Below are 23,572 nucleotides of genomic sequence, written 5' to 3'. Positions count from 1 at the left end.
GTCGTTGCCGACGGAAGAGCTGATCGCGGTGCCCTTCGGCCACAAGGAACGCTGGGGGCGGTGCACCCGGAGATCCCCCGGCCCGTCTGACATGGTGCCTTTCTCTCCGTGGAGATCCCTTGGGCGTCATGAAAGGGTGATGGGGCTGGAGTCCTTCGATTCGTGGGGGCGGAGCGGTGGCGTTCTACTCGCACATGTTCGAGTTCGCGCTGTGCGACGGCGAACCCGAGTGGTGTGCGGTCCTGTCACCGCAAACTGATGTTGCGGGAAGATAACGCTTGGCGTTGTTGCAGGTCATTTGCAGTGAGCCCCGCAGACGCGGGGATGGACCGGTGTGGCGGGAAACCGGATCATGGCCCATCGAGTGAGCCCCGCAGACGCGGGGATGGACCGACCCCCCAGGCACCCACCGGACCGGCACGGGGGTGAGCCCCGCAGACGCGGGGATGGACCGGCGAAGTCCACGTTCAGCCGCTACGAGCTGACGTGAGCCCCGCAGACGCGGGGATGGACCGTCGGTGACGGTCTCCCCGCACCGGCGCAGCAGGTGAGCCCCGCAGACGCGGGGATGGACCGCCCGGCCCGAACTCGATCCGCGTGCACCTGGTGTGAGCCCCGCAGACGCGGGGATGGACCGAACGGCGGCTCCAGCCCCAGGATCTTCGACCGGTGAGCCCCGCAGACGCGGGGATGGACCGGCCGAGTTCAAGATCGTCCGCGAGAACCTGCTGTGAGCCCCGCAGACGCGGGGATGGACCGGCCACAACGTCCGCTACAGCAACAACTACCCGGTGAGCCCCGCAGACGCGGGGATGGACCGTTCGCAGGTCTCGACACAGGTGATCGAGTGTGGTGAGCCCCGCAGACGCGGGGATGGACCGGAGAACTAACTCATGGCTCTGCCCAGCATCACGTGAGCCCCGCAGACGCGGGGATGGACCGTCCCTGCCGAAGGCGGAGCTGGACGCGGACAGGTGAGCCCCGCAGACGCGGGGATGGACCGCCCGAGGACGGGGACGGCTTGCCCTCGATGACGTGAGCCCCGCAGACGCGGGGATGGACCGCCCCCGACAAGGACACCACCGACTCCACGTACGTGAGCCCCGCAGACGCGGGGATGGACCGATCCGAGCGTTCTCCTCGTCGCGCCACCGAAGGTGAGCCCCGCAGACGCGGGGATGGACCGCGGCCGAGGGGTCCGAGGAGGCCATCGAGGAGGTGAGCCCCGCAGACGCGGGGATGGACCGAACGTGTCCTTGTAGGACCAGCCCGGGTTCACGTGAGCCCCGCAGACGCGGGGATGGACCGTCGGGGCATCCTCCACAACCTCGGCTTCCTCCGTGAGCCCCGCAGACGCGGGGATGGACCGAGGAAGAGCCGCCCCCGGCCGCCGCTGGTCGGGTGAGCCCCGCAGACGCGGGGATGGACCGACGCCCGCCCAGCAGGCCGCCGAGCCCGCGCCGTGAGCCCCGCAGACGCGGGGATGGACCGGTTTGGGCCTTCCCGGTCTCCAGGGTGGCGGGGTGAGCCCCGCAGACGCGGGGATGGACCGCGGGTCGCGAACTACCTGTACGAGCACCCCAAGTGAGCCCCGCAGACGCGGGGATGGACCGTGCGGATCGTGCACCCGGACTGGGATGACGACGTGAGCCCCGCAGACGCGGGGATGGACCGCCGCCACGGCGGCCGTCGGCCGAGCCCAAGCGGTGAGCCCCGCAGACGCGGGGATGGACCGGGGACACCATGACCACGACCACGCCGACCGCCGTGAGCCCCGCAGACGCGGGGATGGACCGACCTTGGCCACGCGCTCGGAGGAGCTGGCGGCGTGAGCCCCGCAGACGCGGGGATGGACCGGTCCGGCCGGTGTGCTCGGCCAGGGCTGCGTGGTGAGCCCCGCAGACGCGGGGATGGACCGCGGGTCGCGAACTACCTGTACGAGCACCCCAAGTGAGCCCCGCAGACGCGGGGATGGACCGCGCTCGCGGATGACGTCGCCGACTACCTCCGCGTGAGCCCCGCAGACGCGGGGATGGACCGCCGCAGCTGCTCGGTGCCCGGGAGGGGGGCGCGTGAGCCCCGCAGACGCGGGGATGGACCGCTCTGGGTCCTCATGCGTTCTCCTGCTTCGTCGTGAGCCCCGCAGACGCGGGGATGGACCGAAAAACCCGGCGGCGGCGTGCAGGAGCACGCCGTGAGCCCCGCAGACGCGGGGATGGACCGCAGAGCGTGGACCTGGTGAATCTGCGCCTGGGTGAGCCCCGCAGACGCGGGGATGGACCGGACGTCCGCCGCGAGGACGGACTCGATCTCACGTGAGCCCCGCAGACGCGGGGATGGACCGGTCCGCAGGATCGCTGAGGCGCGGGCCGCGTTGTGAGCCCCGCAGACGCGGGGATGGACCGGCGTTCGTCCAGGACCTGCGCCAGCAGCACGCGTGAGCCCCGCAGACGCGGGGATGGACCGGCGTTCGTCCAGGACCTGCGCCAGCAGCACGCGTGAGCCCCGCAGACGCGGGGATGGACCGTAGCCCCAGCACCCCAAGGAGTTCACCGTGAGGTGAGCCCCGTAGACGCGGGGATGGACCGGTCCGCAGGATCGCTGAGGCGCGGGCCGCGTTGTGAGCCCCGCAGACGCGGGGATGGACCGCAGCTGAAGGCCATCGTCCGCGCCCACCCCGAGTGAGCCCCGCAGACGCGGGGATGGACCGGGGCTCAAGGACGCGTGGAAAGCGCTCCTGAGGTGAGCCCCGCAGACGCGGGGATGGACCGAACTCGATCTCCGCCATTTCGTCCATGCGTTCGTGAGCCCCGCAGACGCGGGGATGGACCGGGTGAGGTCCCACCCCCTGACCCGGGCCTCGTGTGAGCCCCGCAGACGCGGGGATGGACCGGTCGGTGTTGACGTCGGTCATCAGGCGCTCCCGTGAGCCCCGCAGACGCGGGGATGGACCGGAAGTTGTCGCCCTGCTCAACGAGGCTGCCGAGTGAGCCCCGCAGACGCGGGGATGGACCGCACACGCGAGCCCGGTAACAGTAGGGAATGTGGTGAGCCCCGCAGACGCGGGGATGGACCGATTGCCTCGCGTAGACGTCGGGCGCCGTTGTTGTGAGCCCCGCAGACGCGGGGATGGACCGGACGCGACCTTGTTGGCGGTCGCCCGCCGGTTGTGAGCCCCGCAGACGCGGGGATGGACCGGTCTGGAGGGTGTGCTTGCCCGTCAGGGTCAGGTGAGCCCCGCAGACGCGGGGATGGACCGTGCGGGTCGAGGTCCTCGGGGTCGAATCCAGAGTGAGCCCCGCAGACGCGGGGATGGATCGCCGCGCTGATGCTGGACTTCCTCATCGACGCCGTGAGCCCCGCAGACGCGGGGATGGACCGGCGAAGAACCGGGCCCGGACCGCGACGAACCTGTGAGCCCCGCAGACGCGGGGATGGACCGGGGGCGTCGCGTTGCCGCGTGTGCTCCAGGTGTGAGCCCCGCAGACGCGGGGATGGACCGCGGAGGGAGTGCGCCTGGACGATCTCGGCGTCGTGAGCCCCGCAGACGCGGGGATGGACCGAGTTCGATGAGCACTACGCGAAGCGGCTCGCGGTGAGCCCCGCAGACGCGGGGATGGACCGGCCACACTCACCACCGACGTCGCCCGGCTCCAGTGAGCCCCGCAGACGCGGGGATGGACCGGCGACTGCGGAGACAGTGAAGCTCCTGCGGGAGTGAGCCCCGCAGACGCGGAGATGGACCGCCGGCCCGGTGGGGGTCCGAGACCCCGCAGGCGTGAGCCCCGCAGACGCGGGGATGGACCGGCCGCCGTCCGAACCCTGGCGAAGAACCCCAAGTGAGCCCCGCAGACGCGGGGATGGACCGTGCGTGCACGGCTCCGCGACGGCCGCTTCCAGGTGAGCCCCGCAGACGCGGGGATGGACCGGCAGGAGATCGCCTGCCTTCCACCCGCGAGTTGTGAGCCCCGCAGACGCGGGGACGGACCGGCGTAGATGTCCATACCGGGATCGTAGACCTCGTGAGCCCCGCAGACGCGGGGATGGACCGACTTGGGGCCGTCGCCCAGGCCGGGCAGCCACGTGAGCCCCGCAGACGCGGGGATGGACCGGCCAGCGCCTTCTTCGCGCGGTCCGCGTCCACGTGAGCCCCGCAGACGCGGGGATAGACCGGCCAGCGCCTTCTTCGCGCGGTCCGCGTCCACGTGAGCCCCGCAGACGCGGGGATGGACCGAGGCCGCACGTCGTCCCTGCGCAGAAGAGGCCGTGAGCCCCGCAGACGCGGGGATGGACCGAGGTCGGGGAAGCCATCGCGGAAGGGGCTGCGGTGAGCCCCGCAGACGCGGGGATGGACCGCGCTCGAAGAAGCGCATCGACATGAACGAGTAGTGAGCCCCGCAGACGCGGGGATGGACCGTCGCCGTTTCTGGCTCTAGCCACCATGGTCCTGTGAGCCCCGCAGACGCGGGGATGGACCGGAGAGGCCCGCCCCCTGAGCGGAGACGGGCCCGTGAGCCCCGCAGACGCGGGGATGGACCGCGCGAGGCCGAGGCCATCGCGCGCGTAGAGGCGTGAGCCCCGCAGACGCGGGGATGGACCGGCGAAACCGTCCCCACCTGGTCTGATGGTGACGTGAGCCCCGCAGACGCGGGGATGGACCGTTGGGGCTGTGCCTGGGGGCCGCCGTCGGTGGGTGAGCCCCGCAGACGCGGGGATGGACCGCTGTACGGGTCGGGGTGGCGGATCACGTACCCGTGAGCCCCGCAGACGCGGGGATGGACCGGAGAAAACCGATGAGTGAAGAGATGTCCTGGGGTGAGCCCCGCAGACGCGGGGATGGACCGGCGGTTGCGGTCGTCACCCACAAGCGGGCCGGGTGAGCCCCGCAGACGCGGGGATGGACCGATGCGGCGGGGCATGGGGGTGGCCTTCCTGGCGTGAGCCCCGCAGACGCGGGGATGGACCGTTCAGGAGGCGGAGCGTGGGCGACGGGTCCCGGTGAGCCCCGCAGACGCGGGGATGGACCGTTCAGGAGGCGGAGCGTGGGCGACGGGTCCCGGTGAGCCCCGCAGACGCGGGGATGGACCGGAACGCAGCCATGAGGCGCTGCACGTTCTCAGGTGAGCCCCGCAGACGCGGGGATGGACCGGGACCTAGGGCGGGCATCGACCTGGTGACGGTGTGAGCCCCGCAGACGCGGGGATGGACCGCCGCCCTTGCCCGACGCGGTGGCCAGGCCCTCGTGAGCCCCGCAGACGCGGGGATGGACCGGTGGCGTGGTGGTGGTCCTGTGTGGTCATCAGGTGAGCCCCGCAGACGCGGGGATGGACCTACCACTGGGTTCTGACCCTCCAGGACCACCGGGTGAGCCCCGTTGAGGCGAGGATGGACCGATCACATCACGCTGTGGCCGGTGAGCCCCGTGGGCTGACCCATGGCCTCTACGGACACTCGTGAGCGCGTGAATCCCGGGGACGTAGAGGGAGCACGCCTGACGCCTCAGTGTCAGGTTTTGTCAGACTCGCCATCTACTGTTGCCCGCGCTACAGGTCTGATGTGAGGGGAACTTATGGCGTATCCGTTCGGCCCTTCGACGGCGCCTGAACACCTGGTCGACCTCCGCCTATGGGCCAAGGAGCGCGACCTCGGAGGCTATCGCCACCCGCTCGTGTGTCACGCTATGGACGCGGCCGCGATGGCGCTCGCACTGTGGGAGGAGTACCTGGCCCCCGGCCCGCGCGCCACGATCTCCAGGGCATTGGGCGTCGATGCCGAACAGGCTGGTCGCCTCATCGCCTACTGGGCTGGCCTGCACGACATCGGGAAAGCCACTCCGCAGTTTCAACATCAGATCCCCATCGACCTTCCGGCCTACCCCGTTCAGCGGGACCTCACCGAACGGGTAGGCCACGCCACTGCCACCGCCCGCTGGCTGGAAACAGCGCTTCCGCAGGTCGGCTACCCCCTGACAGATGAGCTGGGCGCAAGTACTCTGCTCGTGGCGCAACTCCTCGGCGGACACCACGGCCTGTTCCCGGAGTTCTTCGACTCCCAAGGCAACGACCCTCTCCGCGATGCCGGTTTCGACGAGGACCGGTGGAACGAGCAACGCTGGCAGATCCTGCACACCCTCACAGAGCTTCTCGACAACCCTCAGGCCCCTGAGACTCTCCCAGAGCCGATCGCCGGTGTCGTCTGCGGGCTGGTCATCCTCGCCGACTGGCTCGTCAGCCAGAAACGACACGTCCTCGCCCAGAAACTCCGCAAACCCAAGGTGGGGGACAGGGCGAGCCTGCGATCCTACTTCGAGCATCAAAGGTCCGTTGCCCCGAAGCTGCTGGATGACTCCGGTCTGCGGCCGCTGACCACCACACCCGCGACCTTCCCGGAGTCGTTCCCCGAGATCACCACGCCCAACGGCTTGCAGACCTCCATCGCCGAACACCTACCCCAGGTATGCACCGGTGTGGGACTTCTGCTCGTCACCGCGCCGACGGGAATGGGAAAGACGGAGGCGGCATTCCACGCGGCGGACATCATGGGCTACGCGGCGGGGTGTCCGGGACGCTACATCGCGCTGCCTACGATGGCGACGGCGGACCAGATGTACGGCAGGCTTCGCGGATACGCCGAACACAGGGCGGACGTCCCGCGTCCTCTGACTCTGCTGCACTCCATGGCCTGGCTCAACGAGGACTACCACCCAGGGGTGCTCGACGCCGTACCGTCAACCGTTCTGACCTCAGGCCCGGATGGTCAGGGGTGCAAGGTCACCGACTGGCTGTTCGGTCGTAAGCGGGGCCTGCTGGCGTCCTGGTCTGTGGGCACCATCGACCAGATCCTCATGGCTGTGCTCAGGCTCAAGCACAACGTGGTCCGGTTGCTCGGCCTCATCGGGAAAGTCGTCGTCATTGACGAGGCACATGCGGTCGACCCTTATATGCAGGAAGGGCTTGAGCGGCTTTTCAGGTGGCTGGGGAAGCTGAACGTCCCTGTGATCCTCCTGTCGGCGACCCTGCACCGGACGGCTGCGGACGCCTATGTCACCGCTTACCTCGAGGGCGCGGGCAAACGTCGCCGCCCCAGGCTCGGCCGCAGACGGAGGCAGTCCGCGGGCCCCGCGCCCGCCGTGGACAGCGTCGACTATCCGGGATGGATCTACGCGGACATCGGCACGGGCACCATCACCCGGAATCCCGAACCGATCACTGGTGAGGAACGCGATCCGCTCCACCTGGACCTGGTCCCCGTTCCGCAGGAGGGGGCCGGCAGGGAGCGCAGGGTGGACCGTGCTGGTGCTCTGAAGGACGAGCTCGCTGGCCTGCTCTCCTCAGGGGAAGGGTGTGCGGCGGTCATCTGTACCACGGTCGCCGAGGCCCAGGAGACGTATGACCTGCTCGGCAACGTATTGCACGAACGGTTTCCCGACCCGGCGGAGCGCCCGGAGCTGCTCCTGCTACACGCGAGGTTCCCAGGATGGCAACGGGACGAGATCACGGAGAAGGTGGTCCGATTCTTCGGGAAGAAGGACGCGGGCAAGAACCGTCCGAAGTCAGCGATTCTCGTGGCGACACAGATCATTGAGCAGAGTCTCGATCTTGACTTTGATTCGATCGTCTCCGATCTCGCGCCTATCTCGCTTCTGCTGCAACGAGCTGGGCGGTGCTGGCGGCACCAGCGTCTTGGTGTGATCACTCGTCCGGTTTGGGCGCAGCATCCGCGCGTGGCCGTTCTCGCCCCGGAACAGCCGACCAAGGAGAAGATGCCCGAAGTATGGACTTTCGTCTACGCCGCCTCTCTCCTGGTGCGGACGCAGAACCTCCTGCTTGAACGGGAAGGCAGGCCCGTCGAGGTTCCTGGAGACGTCCAGAAGCTCGTGGAGCGGGTGTACGACGACCCCAGTCTCATCGATGACATGAAGCACGACATCGACCGCCTCGGCAAGGACATGGGCATGCGAACCCTGGCGAAGGACATGTTCGTGTCACCGGATGGTCTGAGCGGAGGTCTGTACGAGCTCACGGCCGGGTCGTTCGGTGTGGACGAGGAAGTGGCCTCCACCCGGTTCGACGCCGACTCGGTTCGCGTCCTCTGCTGCTTCAAGGACGCGAGGGGCGAAACCTGGCTGGACCGAGAGTGCACGGTCCGACTCCCTGAGCGTGGGGCAGGGAGGGAGGGAGCGTTCACCGAGGCCGACCTGGCGCAGGTGATCCGCAGGACAATTCCCGTGAGAGGCGGGCAATGGGTGCCGTCGCAGAAGGCGCGGGAAGGGGTCCTGCCGCAGGCGTGGCGGAGGGATTTCAGGCTCCGTGAGGTGATCATGATTCCGCAGTACGTGAACGCCGACGGAACTGTCGAAGAGGGTGATGTCGGCGATCGTTCCTGGGTGCTGCATAAAGAAAAAGGACTTATGTGGAGATAAGTTTAATTTGTCTAATTTGGTGGCCTCTGAGAATGTATGGAAATCCCCCGAGGGCTGGTACAGTTTCGCGCAACGCAGGTAGGTCATTTCGCAACCGGCGTCAGCCAGCTTTGGGGAGTTGTGTGTGAATGGGTTCAATCACTCCGAGGGAGGCGAGCTGTGCGGCTCACTCTTCGTCTCGCCCTGATCATCGCCCTCAGTGTCGGCACTCGGCCAGGGGTGTGGCTCGACGGCCGGATCTCGGGCCGAGCCTCCTTGGCCGGCAACGAGGCGGGCGGTCCTGTCGGGGCCGTCGACTTCCCCACTTCCGTGGGGGCTGTGAGCAGACCTGGCTCAACCTGCGTCAGCCAGCGGTCCATCCCCGCGTGCGCGGGGCTCTGAGGGTTGAATCCAGGCGGTCCCGTCCGTACGGGCAAGGCGTGGATGAAGCCATCGAGAGGACAACATAGCAGGTCACGGCTGTCGCCTTGACAGTCGGGATCGTAGGGACGGAGAACGAGAGGCCATGACGGCTTCCTATCGGCTCGACGAAGAGCCTTGGCTGCCTGTGCGGTGGCTGGACAGCGGTCCAGACGGTGAACACCGATCCGACCGCGTGGGGTGGCGTGAACTCTTCCTGTCAGCCCACAGCATCGCGGACGTGGAGCTCCCGTTGCCTCCGGCCTCGGCGGGCCTGTGGCGCATTCTCGCCCTGATCACCGCGCGGGTCACTGAACTCGATGAGGCCGACAATAAGACGGAGTGGGGTCAGCGAAGGCTGGAGGCGCTCCGGGCCGGGAGATTCGATGCCGACGAGGTCACGTCCTACTTCGACGACTATGCGGAACGCTTCGACCTTTTCGGCGCCAGCGGGCGGCCGTGGCTCCAGGACTCCCGACTTGCTGAACAGTGCAAGTCCACCTCCGGTATCAACAAACTGTGCTGGGGCCGCAGCGCGGGCAACAATCAGGTGTGGTTGGGGGGCCACGCCACCGATCTCGCCCCCGAACCCGTCACGCCGGACATCGCGGTCCAGCATCTGATCGCCACGGTCTACTTCGGGCCTTCGGGACGCTGCACCCCGCGAGTCGTCGACGAAGTCGACAAAGCCGACACATCGGCGGGGCCGTTGCGGTCATCGCTGTCGTTCCACCCTCTCGGGGAGAACCTCTTCACCAGCCTGGTCATGAACATCCCGTACCCCGAGGACGGCGAGCACGACAAGGCGCCGTGGGAGAGGGACGAGCTCGACGACCCGACCGGCCTTCCAGCCGAGACCACAGGCCTGGCCGGGATCCTGACCAACCAGTACCGTCACGCGGTTCTCCTCCACCCCTCCGAAGACGGTCGGAGCGTCACCGACGCCACCATCACCTGGGGGTTCCGCATCACCAAGGAGTTCCGTGATGCGTGGTCAGCGCCGACCGACCCCTTCCAGATCTATCTGACCTCCAAAGACGGCAGGCGTTACGGGAAACCGGCGGACGCCGCGCGCGCCGTGTGGCGTGATCTGGACGCCCTCCTGCGGGATGACGAAAGTTCGGGCCGGAGGCGCCCCGCGCTGTTCAACACCTGGAATTCGTATGAAGGAGTCTCCAAGGAGATACAGCGCACGCTGAGGGTCCGGGCTTTCGGCTTCGACCAGGACGGCCAGACCCGCGACCGGCAGTGGTTCGCCGCAGTGACCCCCGCTGTTCTGCAGTGGCTCAGGAACAGCGCCTCCGACTCCGAAGAGGCGGACCTCGCTCGGCGCAGGGTCCGACTGTCCGTCTCCTCCGCCGAAGGGGCTGGGCGGCGGCTGGAGAGCGCGCTCAAAGCCGCCTGGAAGGAGAGCAACAGCCCGAGCGGCAGGGACTCCCGCAAGGCGGATACGGGAACCGGGCCCTGGCTACGTCCGGGGATGTCCCTGTACTGGTCGGAGGCAGGGCGGATCTTCTGGCGGATCGCGTTCGACCGTGGGGCCGAATCACCCGGCAACGACTTCGTTCTCGCGGCCGCCCGCGCCTTCGAGAAGGTCACGGACCCCTACGCCTCCAGGCCGAGGACAGCGAGCGTCATCGAACACCAACGCGGCCGACTCTTCAGACAATGGACCCAACAGCGGGAAGACGCCGAAACATGAGTACACGAGAGCGTCGGGAGATCAGCTTCCTCGCCGATCGGATGGTGACTCATCTCCAGGAGCGGATCGTCACCTCCCCCGGTGACCGATCGGTGCTCCGGAGGATGGTGGGCCACCCGCCCACCCACCCCACCGCCCGGCCGGTGCACGGTGTGATCTACAGCTGCCTTCGCAGCCCACACGGCGAACCGCTAGATCTTCCCGACGGTCTGGCGGAGGAATGGGCCTTCTACGGGGTGGCCGCCCTCATCGCCGCACAACCCCGCACGGCGAGGGACGAAGGCACGGCTGACGAGCACACGGCCACCGACTCGGAAGAATCCGAAGAGCAGGGCGACCCGCGCGCCGACGGCACCACGGATGAAGGATCTGGCCCCGACGACGGTCAGGTGCCACGGGAGAAGAACGCCCGACTCAACCTCGGGGCCTCGCTTGCTCGGGGGGTCAGGACCGGTGATCTCAAGGCCGACACGACCGAGAGCAGGCTCCACCGGCTCTGCCGCCTGGACCTCGCTGGCATCCACAAACGCCTGCCAGCACTGGTCCGGCAAGCCCGGACCCACCAGGTCCCCGTCGACTGGGTGGTGCTGATCGAAGATCTGGCGCGGTGGAGCGAAGAGCGGGACACGGTCGCCAAGGAGTGGCTGCAGTCCTACCACCGCACACGCAACCGGGATCTCTACGAGGTTGAGAAGCGGAAGCGACAAGAAGGCGGCGACACCGCCTCCGGCAACGACGAGGAGCAGTGACCACCATGAAGGCCGCCTACATCGACGTACACGCCCTCCAGACCCTGCCGTACTCGAACACGAACCGAGACGACCTGGGATCTCCGAAAACGGTGGTTTTCGGGGGATATGAGCGCACACGGATCTCCAGCCAGAGTTGGAAGCGCGTCATCCGCCACGAGGTGGAACAGCGCCTGGGCGACCCTGCGGTACGGACCAGGCGCCTGGTCGGAGCTGTCGCCGAAGAGCTGCGTGAGCGCGGATGGGACGAGGGCCCTGCGGAGGAAGCCGGGCGCCAGATCATCGTCTCGGCCGGGATGAAGCTCGAGCCGAAGAAGAAGGGACTGGAGGGCAGGGCGCAGGACACCTCCGTGCTCTTCTACCTCCCCCAGGCCGCGATCAGCGAACTCGCGGACGTGGCGTCCGGGTACCCGGACGCCATCGGAGCGGAGATGGCCAAGAAGAAGCCCTCGAAACAGGGTGTCCTTCCCACCGACGAGGTCACTCAGATCCTCAAGTCGCGCAGCGGGACCATCAACCTCTTCGGACGCATGCTCGCCGAACTGCCGGGCGGGCAGGTCGACGGTGCCACCCAGTTCGCACACGCGTTCACCGTGCACGGCACGGCTGTGGAGACGGACTTCTTCACCGCGGTCGACGATATCCCCCGAGAGGACGACCACGGCAGCGGCCACATGAACGTCGGTGAGTTCAGCTCGGGCACGTTCTACCGCTACGCCAACATCAACCTGGCGCAGTTGCTCGACAACCTGGGTGGAGACGAGGAGACCACACGAGAACTGGTCACCCAGTTCCTCAGGGCGTTCATCGCCACCGTCCCCACCGGCAAGCAGAACGCCACGGCCGCCCAGACGGTGCCCGAGCTGGTCCACGTCAGTGTGCGCGCGGACAGGCCCGTGTCCTACGCCGCGGCCTTCGAAGAGCCGATCCAGTCCGCTGCGGGCTTCGCCGCGCGAGCGCAGACGAGGATGGACAGCTATGCCGGGCAGCTCAACCGAGTGTGGTGGGACGACACCTCCACCGCCTTCCACGCGGGCATCAACCTGGACAAGGAGTTGCCCAACCTCGGAAGCCGAGTCGAGTCGTATCCCGCTCTCGTCAGCTCCGTTCTGGAGAACACCAGTGGTTCGGCCGGGGACGCGAACACGTGAGCGGCCTGTTGCTTCGGCTCACCGGCCCGATGCAGAGCTGGGGGGAACACAGCAGTTTCAGTGACCGCGACACCATCGACCACCCCACGCGGTCGGCTTTGATCGGAATGTTCGGGGCGGCTGAAGGACGCGATCGTTCCCAGCCACTCGAGCGCTACGAGCCGTTGACGTTCACCATCCGCATCGACCGGCCCGGCGTGAGAATGGTCGATTTTCACACCATCGGAGGCGCGGTGCCAGCTCGGCGGAGCGTTCCGACTGCCGAGGGCAAACGTCGTCCCGAAGGCCAGGGAACGATCGTTACACGCCGTTCCTACCTGTCCGACGCGGTGTTCACCGTCGCTGTAGAAGGCCCTCGATGGCTCACCGAGGAGGTGGCCACGGCTCTGGGGTCGCCGCGTTGGGCACCGTACCTTGGCAGGCGGGGCTATGTTCCCGATGAGCCGCTGGTGCTCCGCGCCCGAGCGGAGGATCCGGTACGGAAACTGCGAGAGGAAGTGCCTCTCGCTCCGCGCACGGGTGGGCGCGTCGAGTGGGGTGAGGACCGCAGGCCCGTCAGCGTACGGATCCCGTTCGTGGAGGAATCGGCCCCAGCGGAGCAGGACAGCGACCGGAGTGTGACTGCTCTCAACGACGTGCCGGTCAGTTTCTCTGGACAGGCGCGTGTCTACCGCTTCCGATCAGTGAGCACGGGCCTCGAACGGCTACCCGGAGCGCTACTCACCCGAGGCCCAGACGAGTACCACAGGCGCATCCTCAAGTACGTGAGGGAAGGGCGATGCCAGTCCAACTGACCAAGATCGAACTCGATGACCGCGTGAGAGACGTCCGACGGGCCACCGCGGGTGACCAACACCGGATCCTGATGAAGTTGGTCGAGGAGAGTCTGGGGGGGACCAGGATCGACTCCCCGAGACAGAAGGCCGGACTGCTTTTTCGCGTCGAGGAGACCCGGGCAGGCCGTCACATACTCGTGCAGAGCCGTTGTGAGCTGAGCGGGCAGCGCCTGCCATCGGGTGTCGACATCGCGGGGGCCAAGGACCTGTCACCACTGCTCGACCGGTTGAGCAAGGGGGACGTCGTCAGGTACCGCATCGTGGGCAGCCCCATGAAGCGACTGGGAAAGAGCGACCGGCCCCGTGAGCTGAGGAGGCGGAACGGCGAACAACTGAGTTCGAACGCGCACGAACTTCCGCTTCTCGGCGCGGCGGCTGACGCCTGGTGGGAGAAGAAGGCCGATCAGAGCGGTCTGGAATTGATCAACGCGACCGCGACCCGTCTCAACGAGCGAATCGACCACCGGGGCAAGCGCGCGGTTCGGATGCCGGCGGTCCGTTTCGATGGACTGGCCCGAGTCAGTGATGCCGAACCGCTCAGAGAAGCGATGGTCAATGGTGTGGGGCGGGGCAAGGTCTTCGGCTGCGGCCTGCTGAGCCTCGCCTACGTGCGGGTCGGCGGTGCAGGAGCAGAAGCGTCATGACCAAGTGGGGAGGCAACGCGAAGAAGGAGCTGCTGCGTCCGACCCTGGCGATGTTGCCGAGAGTCTCAGACGGGTTGTCGTTCCTGTACGCCGACGTCGTGCGCATCGTCCAGGCCGACTCGGGAGTGTGCGCGGAGACGGAGACCGACTCCGGCGTGGTCCACAGGGTTCCCATCCCGACGGCGGCGCTGGCGTGCCTCCTCCTGGGGCCTGGAACGTCCATCACGTCGTCGGCCATGGCGACCCTCTTCCGCCACGGCACGACGGTCGTCAGCACGGGTTCCGGAGGCATCCTCCACTACGGCGGCTGGATGTCACCCGACCGGACGGCCAAGTGGATGGATCTCCAGGCCCGGGCCTACGCCGACGACGAGCAGCGCCTGGACGTGGCACACGCCATGTTCGAGCTCCGTTTCGGTGAGGAGGTGGCCGAGGGAACCTCGACCGAGACCCTCCGTGCCCTGGAGGGCCGGCGGATGCGCAACCTGTACCAGGGCCTGGCCAGCAAGTACCGGCTCAAGCCGTTCAAGCGGAACTACGACCCGGAGTCCTGGGGCGACCAGGACCCGGTGAACAAGGCCCTGTCCTCCGCGAATGCCGCCCTGTACGGGGTGGTGCACTCGGTGGTGATGCACCTGGGGTGTCATCCGGGGCTCGGGTTCGTGCACAGCGGCAAGCAGAACTCGTTCGTCTACGACATAGCTGACCTGTATAAGGCCGAGACGACGATCCCCTTGGCGTTCTCTCTGCATGATGCGGAGAACCCCGAATCGGCTGCCAGGAGGAGACTACGCAGCGAACTGAAGCTGTACCGGATGATCCCTCGGATCATCCGTGACATCCAACTGCTGCTCGATCCGGATGCGGCCGGGGTCGAGACGGAGGCGCCGAAACGCTGGCGCGTCGTTGATCTGTGGGATCCCCAGCGTGGGGCGGTGGCTGGTGGGGTCAACTACGGAGACCTGGCAGGAAGCCCTGTGGAGTCTCCGTTCGACGATCTGGAAGAGGAATCCGGCTGATGGCTGGGATGGTCGTGATTTCGACGACGGCGGTGCCGCCACATGTCCGTGGCGCACTGACCCGCTGGATGGTCGAACCGCAGGCAGGGCTGTATATCGGCACGATGGCTGCTCGCGTCCGGGACAGGCTCTGGGAGCTGGTGAGCGAGTCTGTCGAGGAAGGGTCTGCTGTTTGCGCGCACCCAACCGACAATGAGCAAAGGTTCGTCGTGAAGACGGCCGGGGAGAGCCGAAGGGAGGTCGTCGACTTCGATGGCCTCCAGCTCATCCGGTTCATCGGAGTCACAGACGAGGATGATGAGGCGTCGGCGGCGGGTCCACACCCCGTGGAAAGATAACGCGAAGATAACACCTTGTGTTGTCGCAGGTCATTTGCGGGTGAGCCCCGCAGGCGCGGGGATGGATTGCAGCGTGAAGAGTTGCTTTTCACGGTGTACTCGGTGAGCCCCGCAGGCGCGGGGATGGATTGGACCCCCGTGAACGCTCGCACCCGCCGCCGCCGGTGAGCCCCGCAGACGCGGAGGGGTGCTCATCAATCCCACGTACACCGGCTACATTCGGCCGAGGAGCTGAGGACCCTCCGAGCCCGACCCCCCGCCCGCATCGTCCCCGGGTTGCTGGACGAGATCCCGATCGGGGCGGTGGAGCTGGAGGAGGTTCCCGAGGAGGCGCTGCGGCGTCTCTTCGAGGCGTTCCGGCTGGAGGTCGTTCACGACAAGCGGTCCAAGCGCGCACACATCCGGGTCACCCTCGCGGGGAGGCCTTGGAAAGGTCCGTTCAGGCGGCCAGACAGGTCGCCGACGCCGGAGAAGGATCAGAAACGAAAAGATGGGAACCCTCAAAAGAGTGTTCCCATCTGCTAGGTGCCCCCTGGAGGATTCGAACCTCCGCACCCGGCTCCGGAGGCCGGTGCTCTATCCCCTGAGCTAAGGGGGCGCTGCTGCGAGAACAACTGTAGCAGGGGTTCCGGGAGGGTTGACCACCCGAGCGCCGGACCCGCCTCCGACCCCCCTCAGATACTGGATTCCAGTGGTGCGGCCACACTCGGCGGCGGTAGTGTCACGGGCGTGAACGCCCTTCCCGCACGGGTTCTCGTCGTCGAGGACGACGAGGTCATCCGCGAACTCATCCGCCTCAACCTCGAACTGGAGGGGTTCGAGGTGTTCACCGCCATGGACGGTCAGGACTGTCTGGACCGGGTCGGCCACGTCGACCCCGACGTCATCACCATGGACGTGATGATGCCCCGCCTCGACGGCTGGTCCACGGTCGAACGCCTGCGATCCGACGGCTTCGCGCGCCGCATCGTCATGGTGACCGCCCGCGCGCAGGCGGACGACCGCAGGCGCGGGGAGCGGATCGGCGTGGACGACTACCTGACCAAGCCCTTCGACCCCGACGAGCTGGTCGACCTGATCCGGGCGCTCCTCGGGGAGGGCGACGGCGGGATCGGGGGCGCGGCGTGACCCCCCGGAAGCTGGAGACCCTCGTCCGCAGGGCCGCCCTGGCCGCCTTCGGACTCGCTGACGCCGACGTCCCCTTCGTGTGGCCGCGCGCCGACCACGCGGACGACGGCGCCGACGCCGCGATCGCCCTGGCGCCCCGCCTGGTCGGCCGGGTCCGCGACGAACTCCCCCGGGGACGGGAGGACTCCCACCGGCTCATGGTGTCCGGACGCATCGTCGCGCGGATCGAGGACATGGCCGACGAGGGCGAGCCCGATGCCGGGTTCGCGCGCGTGCACGCGGACCAGCGCGGCTTCGCCAACTTCACCTTCACCTGCGAACAGCGCCAGAGCCTCCTCCACGCGGCGGCGGACGGCACCGCCTACCTCACCGGCCGGGCCTGGACCGGGACGGGGGAGTGGCCCCGCTCCGACCTGCACGAGGCCGGCCCCCTCGCCCAGGCCCGCCGCTACGCCCGCGCCGACGCCCGGGCCCGCATCGCCATGGCCGTCGGCGGGAACCCCCCGCCCGGCCCCGAGGGCGAGGTCTCCTGGCGCGACCGCTACCTGGACACCGACCAGTCGACGCTCTTCACGGCCTCGGGTCGCGCGCTCGGCCGGATCGGTGAGGCCAGCGCCCGCGTGGCCTTCTGCCGGTCGGTCCCCGAACGCCCCCGGGAGAACGAGACCACCGGCCGCGACCTGCCGGTGCTGCCCTCGGCCGAGAACGCCGGTTCCTGGGCCCGGCTCACCGACGCCAACCCCGCCTTCCGGCTCCGCTACGCCCACGCGCACGCGCTCAGCAGCACGCGCTGGGCGGAGGAACAGCGGGCCGCCACCGGAGGGGTCCCCCCGCGCACGCGCTGCCACCACGCACACGGTGCCCGGGTGCGCGGACTCCTCTTCGACGGCCCCAGCGTCCTGGACACCGCGGCCCGCCGAGAGGAACCCCATATCCTGGTGAGATACCTGGAGGCGCTGACCAGTGCCTACGATGAGTGGCGGACCGGTTCCACCGCCGGGGCCGAACCGGACGCGGAGCCGGAACCGACCTGGGCCGCGCTCGATCCCGCGCTGCCCGCCGCCGTCGCCGGTGTGGTCGGCACCGGACTCTTCCTGCTCGGGGTGTCAGCGCCCACAAGGCTGTAGACACCCGAGGCGGACCCCGGTGGGGCCAGCCCAACCCCTGTGTTCCGATCGGCTTGGTGGACAATGAGTGGAGCGACCGCTCCGGCCCCCCGCGCCGCACCGAACACAGCACAGCCAAGACGCACCGCAGTCCCAGCCGAAAGACCCTCATGAGCCGCTACGCCCACCCCGCCGGATCCCGCCACGCGGAGGTCCTGCCGGAGGACAACCCGCCGCTGCCGCCGGAGGACCTCAACGCCCTCAACCCGCGGATCTGGCCCGCCACGGCGCACCGCTCGGACGGTGAACTCACCGTCGGCGGCGTCGGTGTGCGCGCGCTCGCGGCCGAGTACGGCACCCCGCTCTTCGTCATGGACGAGGCGGACTTCCGGGCCCGTGCCCGCGCCTACTCCACGGCCTTCGCGGACGCCGACGTCTACTACGCGGGCAAGGCCCTGCTGAACAAGGCGGTCGCCCGCTGGGTGGTCGAGGAGGGGCTCAAGCTCGACGTCTGCTCCGGAGGGGAGCTGGCCGTGGCCCTGGCCGCGGGGGTCCCCACCGACCGCGTCGCCATGCACGGCAACAACAAGTCGGTCTCCGAGCTCCGCCGCGCCGTGGAGGCCGGAGTCGGCCGGATCATCCTGGACTCCCTCGACGAGATCGACCGTCTGGAGGCGGTGGCCGCCGAGTCCGGCGCGCACCCCCGGGTGCTCATCCGCGTCACCACCGGCGTGGAGGCCCACACCCACGAGTTCGTCGCCACCGCGCACGACGACCAGAAGTTCGGTTTCGCGCTGAGCACCGGCGCCGCCGCCGAGGCGGTCCGCCGCGTCCTGGCCGCCGACCACCTGGAGCTGGTGGGGCTGCACTCGCACATCGGCTCGCAGATCTTCGACACCTCCGGCTTCGAGGTCGCCGCCCGCCGCGTCACCCGGTTCCTCACCCGGATCCACGAGGAACTGGACATCACCCTCGCGGAGCTCGACCTCGGCGGCGGCCTGGGTATCGCCTACACCGCCGGGGACGACCCGCTCGACCCCAGGACCATCGCGGCCAGCCTCACCGAGATCGTGCGCCGCGAGTGCCAGGACGCGGGCCTGCCCATGCCGCGCATCGCCGTGGAGCCGGGGCGCGCCGTGGCCGGTCCGGCCGGGATCACCGTCTACGAGGTCGGCACCGTCAAGGACGTCGAGGGCATCCGCACCTACGTGAGCGTCGACGGCGGCATGAGCGACAACATCCGCACGGCCCTCTACGGCTCGGAGTACACGAGCCAGCTGGTGTCCAGGGAGAGCGACGCCGAGCCGATGCTCTCCCGCCTGGTCGGCAAGCACTGCGAGAGCGGTGACATCATCGTGCACGACCTCCACCTGCCCGCCGACCTGAGGCCGGGCGACCTGGTGGCGGTCGCCGCCACGGGCGCCTACTGCTACTCCATGGCGAGCAACTACAACCACCTGCCCCGCCCCGCCATGGTGGCGGTCCGGGACGCGAACGCACGGGTGATCGTGCGCAGGGAGAACGAGGAGGACCTCCTCCGCCTCGACGTAGGCTGAACCGTCCGCCCTCCGGGCGCCGCACCGGCGCCCGGCAGTTCGGACACGAGAGAAGTGGGAGTCACGCCCAAATGGCGATGAAGGTGGCGCTGCTCGGATGCGGCGTTGTGGGTTCGGAAGTCGTCCGCCTGGTCAACGAGCAGTCCGAGGAACTGGCCGCGCGGATCGGCACGCCGATCGAGATCGGCGGCATCGCGGTCCGTCGGCTGGACCGCGACCGCGGCGTCGACCCGGCGCTGCTGACCACCGACGCCACGGCGCTGGTCACCCGCCCGGACATCGACGTCGTGGTGGAGGTCATCGGCGGGATCGAACCGGCCCGTTCGCTGATGCTCGCCGCGATCAAGTCGGGCAAGTCCGTGGTGACGGCCAACAAGGCCCTGCTCGCCGAGGACGGTCAGACGCTCCACGCGGCGGCCCGCGAGGCCGGGGTCGACCTCTACTACGAGGCGTCCGTGGCCGGGGCGATCCCGCTGCTGCGCCCGCTGCGTGACTCCCTGGCCGGGGACCGGGTCAACCGGGTCCTGGGGATCGTCAACGGGACCACGAACTACGTGCTGGACCGCATGGACTCCCTGGGCTCGGGGTTCACCGAGTCCCTGGAGGAGGCGCAGACCCTCGGTTACGCCGAGGCCGACCCGACCGCCGACGTCGAGGGCTTCGACGCCGCCGCGAAGGCCGCGATCCTGGCCCGGCTGGCCTTCCACACGCAGCGGGTGACCGCCGCCGACGTCCACCGCGAGGGCATCACCGGGGTGTCGGCCGCCGACATCGCCAGCGCCCGCGCGATGGGCTGCGTCGTCAAACTCCTGGCGATCTGCCAGCGCTCCGAGGACGGGAAGTCCGTGGGTGTGCGCGTCCACCCGGTGATGCTGCCGGTCGAACACCCCCTGGCCAGCGTCAAGGAGGCCTACAACGCGGTGTTCGTCGAGGCGGAGTCCGCCGGACGCCTCATGTTCTACGGGGCCGGGGCCGGGGGGACACCCACCGCCAGCGCGGTCCTGGGCGACCTGGTCGCGGTGGTCCGCAACCGCCTGGCCGACACGTCCGTGTCCGAGGGCGCTCACGACACGGGTCTCCCGGTGCACGACATGGGCCACACCATCACCAGCTACCACGTGGCGCTGGACGTGGCCGACCGCCCGGGTGTGCTCTCCAAGGTCGCGGAGATCTTCGCCGACCACGGGGTGTCCATCAAGAACGTGCGCCAGGAGGGGACGGGGGACGACGCCCAGCTCGTGCTGGTCAGCCACCCCGCGCCCGACTCCGCGTTGAGCAGCACCGTCGAACTGCTCAGCGCGCACCCGATGGTCCGCGACGTCGCCAGCGTGATGCGCGTGGAGACCTTCCAGGACTAGGCCGTGTTTTGTGGATCATTCCGCGCTCGCGTTGCCAGGCTGCCTCTCGCGGCGCCGATGAAGCTCGGACAGCCAAACCCGGGCTGCCCTTCGCTCATCGTCTTGCGAGAGATGGCCTGGCTGCCGCTCGCATCGATGGCGGCTCCGCCGCCACCGGCGAAAGCATCCACAAGAACACGGCCTGGGCCGTGTTCCGTGGATCCTTCCTCCTCGCCCCAGGGGGAGGTGTCCACGCCACACGGGGCCGGAATGTCCACATTGTGAGAAGTCATCCCGAGATGCAAGACGACTCGGGCTTGGTCATAGACTCGTAGCTGGTGGGGGCGGATCGCCTCCGCGACGCCCCGCCGCATCCCCACGCGCGCCGGTCCGGCCGCGCGTCAACAACACCCACCCGAAAGGGACACCGTCGTGAGCATGGCACGGGCGTGGCGAGGCATCGTCGAGGAGTACCGCGACCGCCTTCCCGTCAACGAGAACACCCCCGTCGTCACCCTCCAGGAGGGCGGCACTCCGCTGCTGCCCGCCACGCGCGTATCCGAGCTCACCGGATGCGAGGTCCTCCTCAAGGTCGAGGGCCTCAACCCCACCGGTTCCTTCAAGGACCGGGGCATGACCATGGCCATCACCAAGGCCGCCGAGGACGGCGCCAAGGCCGTCATCTGCGCCTCCACCGGCAACACCAGCGCGAGCGCCGCCGCCTACGCCATCCGTGCGGGTATGACCTGCGCCGTGCTGGTGCCCCAGGGCAAGATCGCCATGGGCAAGCTCGCCCAGGCCCTCGTGCACGGCGCCCGCCTCCTCCAGGTCGACGGGAACTTCGACGACTGCCTGGAGCTGGCCCGCAAGCTCAGCGTGGACTACCCGGTCGCCCTGGTGAACTCGGTCAACCCCTACCGCCTCCAGGGGCAGAAGACCGCCGCCTTCGAGATCGTGGACGCCCTCGGAGACGCCCCGGACATCCACTGCATCCCCGTCGGCAACGCCGGGAACATCACCGCCTACTGGATGGGCTACTCCGAGTACGCCAAGGACGGCGTCTCCTCCAAGGCCCCGCGCATGTTCGGCTTCCAGGCCAGCGGCTCCGCACCCATCGTCGACGGCGCCCCGGTGACCAGCCCGAGCACCATCGCCACCGCGATCCGGATCGGCAACCCCGCCTCCTGGAAGCTCGCGGAGCAGGCCCGCGACGAGTCCGACGGCCTCATCCACAAGGTCACCGACCGGCAGATCATGGCCGCCTACAAGCTCCTCGCCGCCGAGGAGGGCGTGTTCGTCGAACTCGCCTCCGCCGCCAGCGTGGCCGGACTCCTCCAGTCCGCCGAGGCCGGACTGGTCCCGAGGGGCAGCCGCATCGTGTGCACGGTGACCGGAAACGGCCTCAAGGACCCGGACTGGGCCCTGGCCGGTGCCTCCTCCGCCACCACCGTGCCCGTGGACGCCCTGGCCGCCGCCAAGGCCCTCAGCCTGGCCTGATCCCGACCGAGTGGAGCGCTGGACCGGGTCACCTCGGCCACAGCCAGTGTCCTGACCCGACACCCTCGCCACAGGCATGAGTCCCGCCCACACGCCTCCGCCACAGGGGGGTGCCCGTTCGAGCGCCGGTGAGTCCGGGGCAGCTGTGCCGCACCCCCTCGCCACAGCCATGAGTCCCGCCCACACGCCTCCACCACAGCCGTGAGTGCTGCCTGTACACCTCCGCCACAGGGGGGTGCTCGTTCGGGCGCCGCCAGGGTTCTGCAAGACGAGTCAAGCCGCCAGCGAGGAACGAGCCAGGCGTGGACGAGGATGAAGAACAGCTGGCTTCTTGGGCGCCCGAACACGGGCCGAAGCGAAGCGGAGGCCCCAAGCAAACACGTCTGAACCCCAGCCACAACCATCCATCCCACTCGACTCCTCCGCCACAGGTGTGAGTCCTGACCTCGCACCCTCGCCACAGCCAAGGAAAGACCATGACCCCACCACGCCTGTCGGTCCGGGCCCCGGCCACCAGTGCCAACCTCGGGCCGGGCTTCGACGCTCTCGGCCTGGCCGTCCGGTTGTACAACGAGTTCCACGTCGAGCTCCGTACGGACGGCGAGCTCCACATCCGTGTGGAGGGGGAGGGCGCGGGTGAGGTGCCGCTCGACGGGCGTCATCTCGTGGTCCGCGCCATGCGCGAGGCCTTCGAGCGGGCCGGGGAGAAGCTGCCCGGGATGGACCTGCACTGTGTGAACGGGATTCCGCACGCGCGCGGGCTGGGGTCCTCGTCGTCCGCGATCGTGGGCGGGGTCGCGGCGGCCTCGGCGCTGCTGGGCCGGTCGGGCCCCGGGGGCGGCCCGGACCGGGAGTGGATCTACCAGGTCGCGGCGGACATCGAGGGCCACCCGGACAACGTGGCGCCGTGTGTCCACGGCGGCTACACGGTCGCCTACCGCGACGGCGACTCCTGGGGGGCGGCCCGGTTGACACCGGACCCCCGGGTGCTGCCGGTGCTGTGCGTGCCGGGGTGGCGGCTGTCCACGGAGCGCGCGCGGGGACTCCTGCCCGAGTCCGTCTCCCACGCGGACGCCGCCTTCAACGCGGGGCGCGCCGCGCTGATGACCGCGGCCGTTTGTGGCCAGACCGAATCCCTGTACGCGGCCACCGAGGATCGGCTACACGAGGCGTACCGGGCCCCGGCGATGCCGCGCACCCTGGATCTCATCCGTGACCTGCGTGAACACGAGAAACTCCCGGCGGTGGTCTCCGGCGCGGGCCCCACGGTCCTCGTCCTGTGTTCCGTCTCGGAGGGACACGCGCGGGCGGATTCACCGGAAATCACCCGACAGGTTGATTCGATTCGCCTGCGGGCGGGTAATGATTGGGACATACGCCCCCTGCACATCGAGCCGGTGGGGGTGCGGACCCCATCTCCCCATCCGTAGCATCTGTGTCGAGGAATAGCCGTGGCCTCTGGTGATGTTAGGCTTGGTGAAGCACCAGATGCCCCGTTGCGGGGCGTGTGCTCATCCGCCACAACGGCTTCCGCGTCTCATACTCCGGCGGTCCGATCTCTCGACCTGTTGGAAGCGGTGGCCCAAGTGTCGATCCAGCGGATCTCCCGCTGTGCCCACGTCTCCCGAGTACTCTCCTCCGTCATGGTCGAGTGTGTCCTCAGGGTAGACAGGCAGTACCTCCGAGCC

General features: G+C 68.8%; 15 protein-coding genes, 1 tRNA gene and 1 CRISPR repeat array. Of the genes, 15 read left to right on the top strand and 1 reads right to left on the bottom strand.

All coding sequences use genetic code 11. From position 1 onward, the window contains the following. Positions 1 to 303: 303 nt before the first annotated feature. A CRISPR array of direct repeats spans positions 304 to 5,393; the repeat unit is 29 nt; unit sequence GTGAGCCCCGCAGACGCGGGGATGGACCG. 176 nt (positions 5,394 to 5,569) lie between these two features. From ACRWK8_RS02955 to ACRWK8_RS02915, 9 genes are all read left to right on the top strand, one after another. Beyond that, entirely contained in the window at positions 5,570 to 8,422 is a 2,853-nt protein-coding gene (locus ACRWK8_RS02955; protein WP_431868148.1) for a CRISPR-associated endonuclease Cas3'', read from the top strand. A 505-nt stretch (positions 8,423 to 8,927) separates the two neighbouring features. After that, entirely contained in the window at positions 8,928 to 10,523 is a 1,596-nt protein-coding gene (gene casA / locus ACRWK8_RS02950) for a type I-E CRISPR-associated protein Cse1/CasA (protein WP_431868146.1), read from the top strand. Further along, positions 10,520 to 11,272, top strand: coding sequence for a type I-E CRISPR-associated protein Cse2/CasB (gene casB / locus ACRWK8_RS02945; RefSeq protein WP_431868144.1), 753 nt, complete (start codon positions 10,520 to 10,522; stop codon positions 11,270 to 11,272). The genes casA and casB overlap by 4 nt, the downstream gene beginning before the upstream one ends. A gap of 5 nt (positions 11,273 to 11,277) precedes the next feature. Further along, positions 11,278 to 12,423: a type I-E CRISPR-associated protein Cas7/Cse4/CasC gene (gene cas7e / locus ACRWK8_RS02940; RefSeq protein ID WP_431868275.1), complete on the top strand. Its 1,146-nt coding sequence runs from the start codon at positions 11,278 to 11,280 to the stop codon at positions 12,421 to 12,423. Next, positions 12,420 to 13,217 (top strand): type I-E CRISPR-associated protein Cas5/CasD, encoded by a 798-nt coding sequence (gene cas5e / locus ACRWK8_RS02935; protein ID WP_431868142.1) that lies wholly within the window; start codon positions 12,420 to 12,422, stop codon positions 13,215 to 13,217. The genes cas7e and cas5e overlap by 4 nt, the downstream gene beginning before the upstream one ends. Further along, complete coding sequence (cas6e, locus tag ACRWK8_RS02930) at positions 13,202 to 13,903, top strand: type I-E CRISPR-associated protein Cas6/Cse3/CasE (RefSeq protein ID WP_431868140.1); 702 nt, start codon at positions 13,202 to 13,204, stop codon at positions 13,901 to 13,903. The genes cas5e and cas6e overlap by 16 nt, the downstream gene beginning before the upstream one ends. Then, positions 13,900 to 14,922, top strand: a complete 1,023-nt coding sequence (cas1e, locus tag ACRWK8_RS02925; protein ID WP_431868138.1) for a type I-E CRISPR-associated endonuclease Cas1e — start codon at positions 13,900 to 13,902, stop codon at positions 14,920 to 14,922. Before cas6e ends, cas1e begins: the two co-directional genes overlap by 4 nt. Further along, the gene (cas2e, locus tag ACRWK8_RS02920) at positions 14,922 to 15,260 is read left to right on the top strand and encodes a type I-E CRISPR-associated endoribonuclease Cas2e (RefSeq protein ID WP_431868136.1); all 339 of its coding nucleotides are present in this window, start codon (positions 14,922 to 14,924) and stop codon (positions 15,258 to 15,260) included. Before cas1e ends, cas2e begins: the two co-directional genes overlap by 1 nt. 276 nt (positions 15,261 to 15,536) lie before the next feature. Beyond that, positions 15,537 to 15,785: a hypothetical protein gene (locus ACRWK8_RS02915; RefSeq protein WP_431868134.1), complete on the top strand. Its 249-nt coding sequence runs from the start codon at positions 15,537 to 15,539 to the stop codon at positions 15,783 to 15,785. A gap of 1 nt (position 15,786) precedes the next feature. On the opposite strand, the gene ACRWK8_RS02910 is transcribed toward ACRWK8_RS02915, so the two are convergent. Further along, positions 15,787 to 15,858 (bottom strand) — tRNA-Arg (locus ACRWK8_RS02910). A gap of 131 nt (positions 15,859 to 15,989) precedes the next feature. Between ACRWK8_RS02910 and ACRWK8_RS02905 the strand changes: the two genes are divergently transcribed. From ACRWK8_RS02905 to thrB, 6 genes are all read left to right on the top strand, one after another. Then, positions 15,990 to 16,388: a response regulator transcription factor gene (locus ACRWK8_RS02905; protein WP_378740634.1), complete on the top strand. Its 399-nt coding sequence runs from the start codon at positions 15,990 to 15,992 to the stop codon at positions 16,386 to 16,388. After that, on the top strand, positions 16,385 to 17,515 hold the full coding sequence (locus tag ACRWK8_RS02900) for a DALR anticodon-binding domain-containing protein (protein WP_431868132.1): 1,131 nt from the start codon (positions 16,385 to 16,387) through the stop codon (positions 17,513 to 17,515). The genes ACRWK8_RS02905 and ACRWK8_RS02900 overlap by 4 nt, the downstream gene beginning before the upstream one ends. Before the next feature lie 149 nt (positions 17,516 to 17,664). Further along, positions 17,665 to 19,050: a diaminopimelate decarboxylase gene (gene lysA / locus ACRWK8_RS02895; protein ID WP_431868130.1), complete on the top strand. Its 1,386-nt coding sequence runs from the start codon at positions 17,665 to 17,667 to the stop codon at positions 19,048 to 19,050. Between the two features lie 71 nt (positions 19,051 to 19,121). After that, positions 19,122 to 20,408 carry a homoserine dehydrogenase gene (locus ACRWK8_RS02890; RefSeq protein WP_378740628.1) on the top strand — a complete coding sequence of 429 codons (1,287 nt, stop codon included), beginning with the start codon at positions 19,122 to 19,124 and terminating at the stop codon, positions 20,406 to 20,408. A 417-nt stretch (positions 20,409 to 20,825) separates the two neighbouring features. After that, a complete protein-coding gene (thrC, locus tag ACRWK8_RS02885) occupies positions 20,826 to 21,884 on the top strand; it encodes a threonine synthase (RefSeq protein ID WP_378741026.1) in 1,059 nt (352 codons plus the stop codon). 491 nt (positions 21,885 to 22,375) lie between these two features. Next, positions 22,376 to 23,314, top strand: a complete 939-nt coding sequence (gene thrB / locus ACRWK8_RS02880) for a homoserine kinase (protein WP_431868273.1) — start codon at positions 22,376 to 22,378, stop codon at positions 23,312 to 23,314. Positions 23,315 to 23,572 lie beyond the last annotated feature (258 nt).

The organism is Nocardiopsis eucommiae, from assembly GCF_965344335.1.
GTDB classification, from domain to species: Bacteria; Actinomycetota; Actinomycetes; order Streptosporangiales; family Streptosporangiaceae; genus Nocardiopsis; species Nocardiopsis eucommiae.
This window is presented reverse-complemented; position numbering and strand designations above follow the sequence as displayed.

Bases quoted from the DNA above. Each gene is read 5' to 3' on its own strand.
- ACRWK8_RS02955 (WP_431868148.1), top strand. From the start codon at position 5,570: ATGGCGTATCCGTTCGGCCCTTCGACGGCGCCTGAACACCTGGTCGAC.
- cas1e (WP_431868138.1), top strand. From the start codon at position 13,900: ATGACCAAGTGGGGAGGCAACGCGAAGAAGGAGCTGCTGCGTCCGACC.
- cas6e (WP_431868140.1), top strand. From the start codon at position 13,202: ATGCCAGTCCAACTGACCAAGATCGAACTCGATGACCGCGTGAGAGAC.
- cas7e (WP_431868275.1), top strand. From the start codon at position 11,278: ATGAAGGCCGCCTACATCGACGTACACGCCCTCCAGACCCTGCCGTAC.
- lysA (WP_431868130.1), top strand. From the start codon at position 17,665: ATGAGCCGCTACGCCCACCCCGCCGGATCCCGCCACGCGGAGGTCCTG.
- casB (WP_431868144.1), top strand. From the start codon at position 10,520: ATGAGTACACGAGAGCGTCGGGAGATCAGCTTCCTCGCCGATCGGATG.
- ACRWK8_RS02890 (WP_378740628.1), top strand. From the start codon at position 19,122: ATGGCGATGAAGGTGGCGCTGCTCGGATGCGGCGTTGTGGGTTCGGAA.
- thrC (WP_378741026.1), top strand. From the start codon at position 20,826: ATGGCACGGGCGTGGCGAGGCATCGTCGAGGAGTACCGCGACCGCCTT.
- casA (WP_431868146.1), top strand. From the start codon at position 8,928: ATGACGGCTTCCTATCGGCTCGACGAAGAGCCTTGGCTGCCTGTGCGG.
- cas2e (WP_431868136.1), top strand. From the start codon at position 14,922: ATGGCTGGGATGGTCGTGATTTCGACGACGGCGGTGCCGCCACATGTC.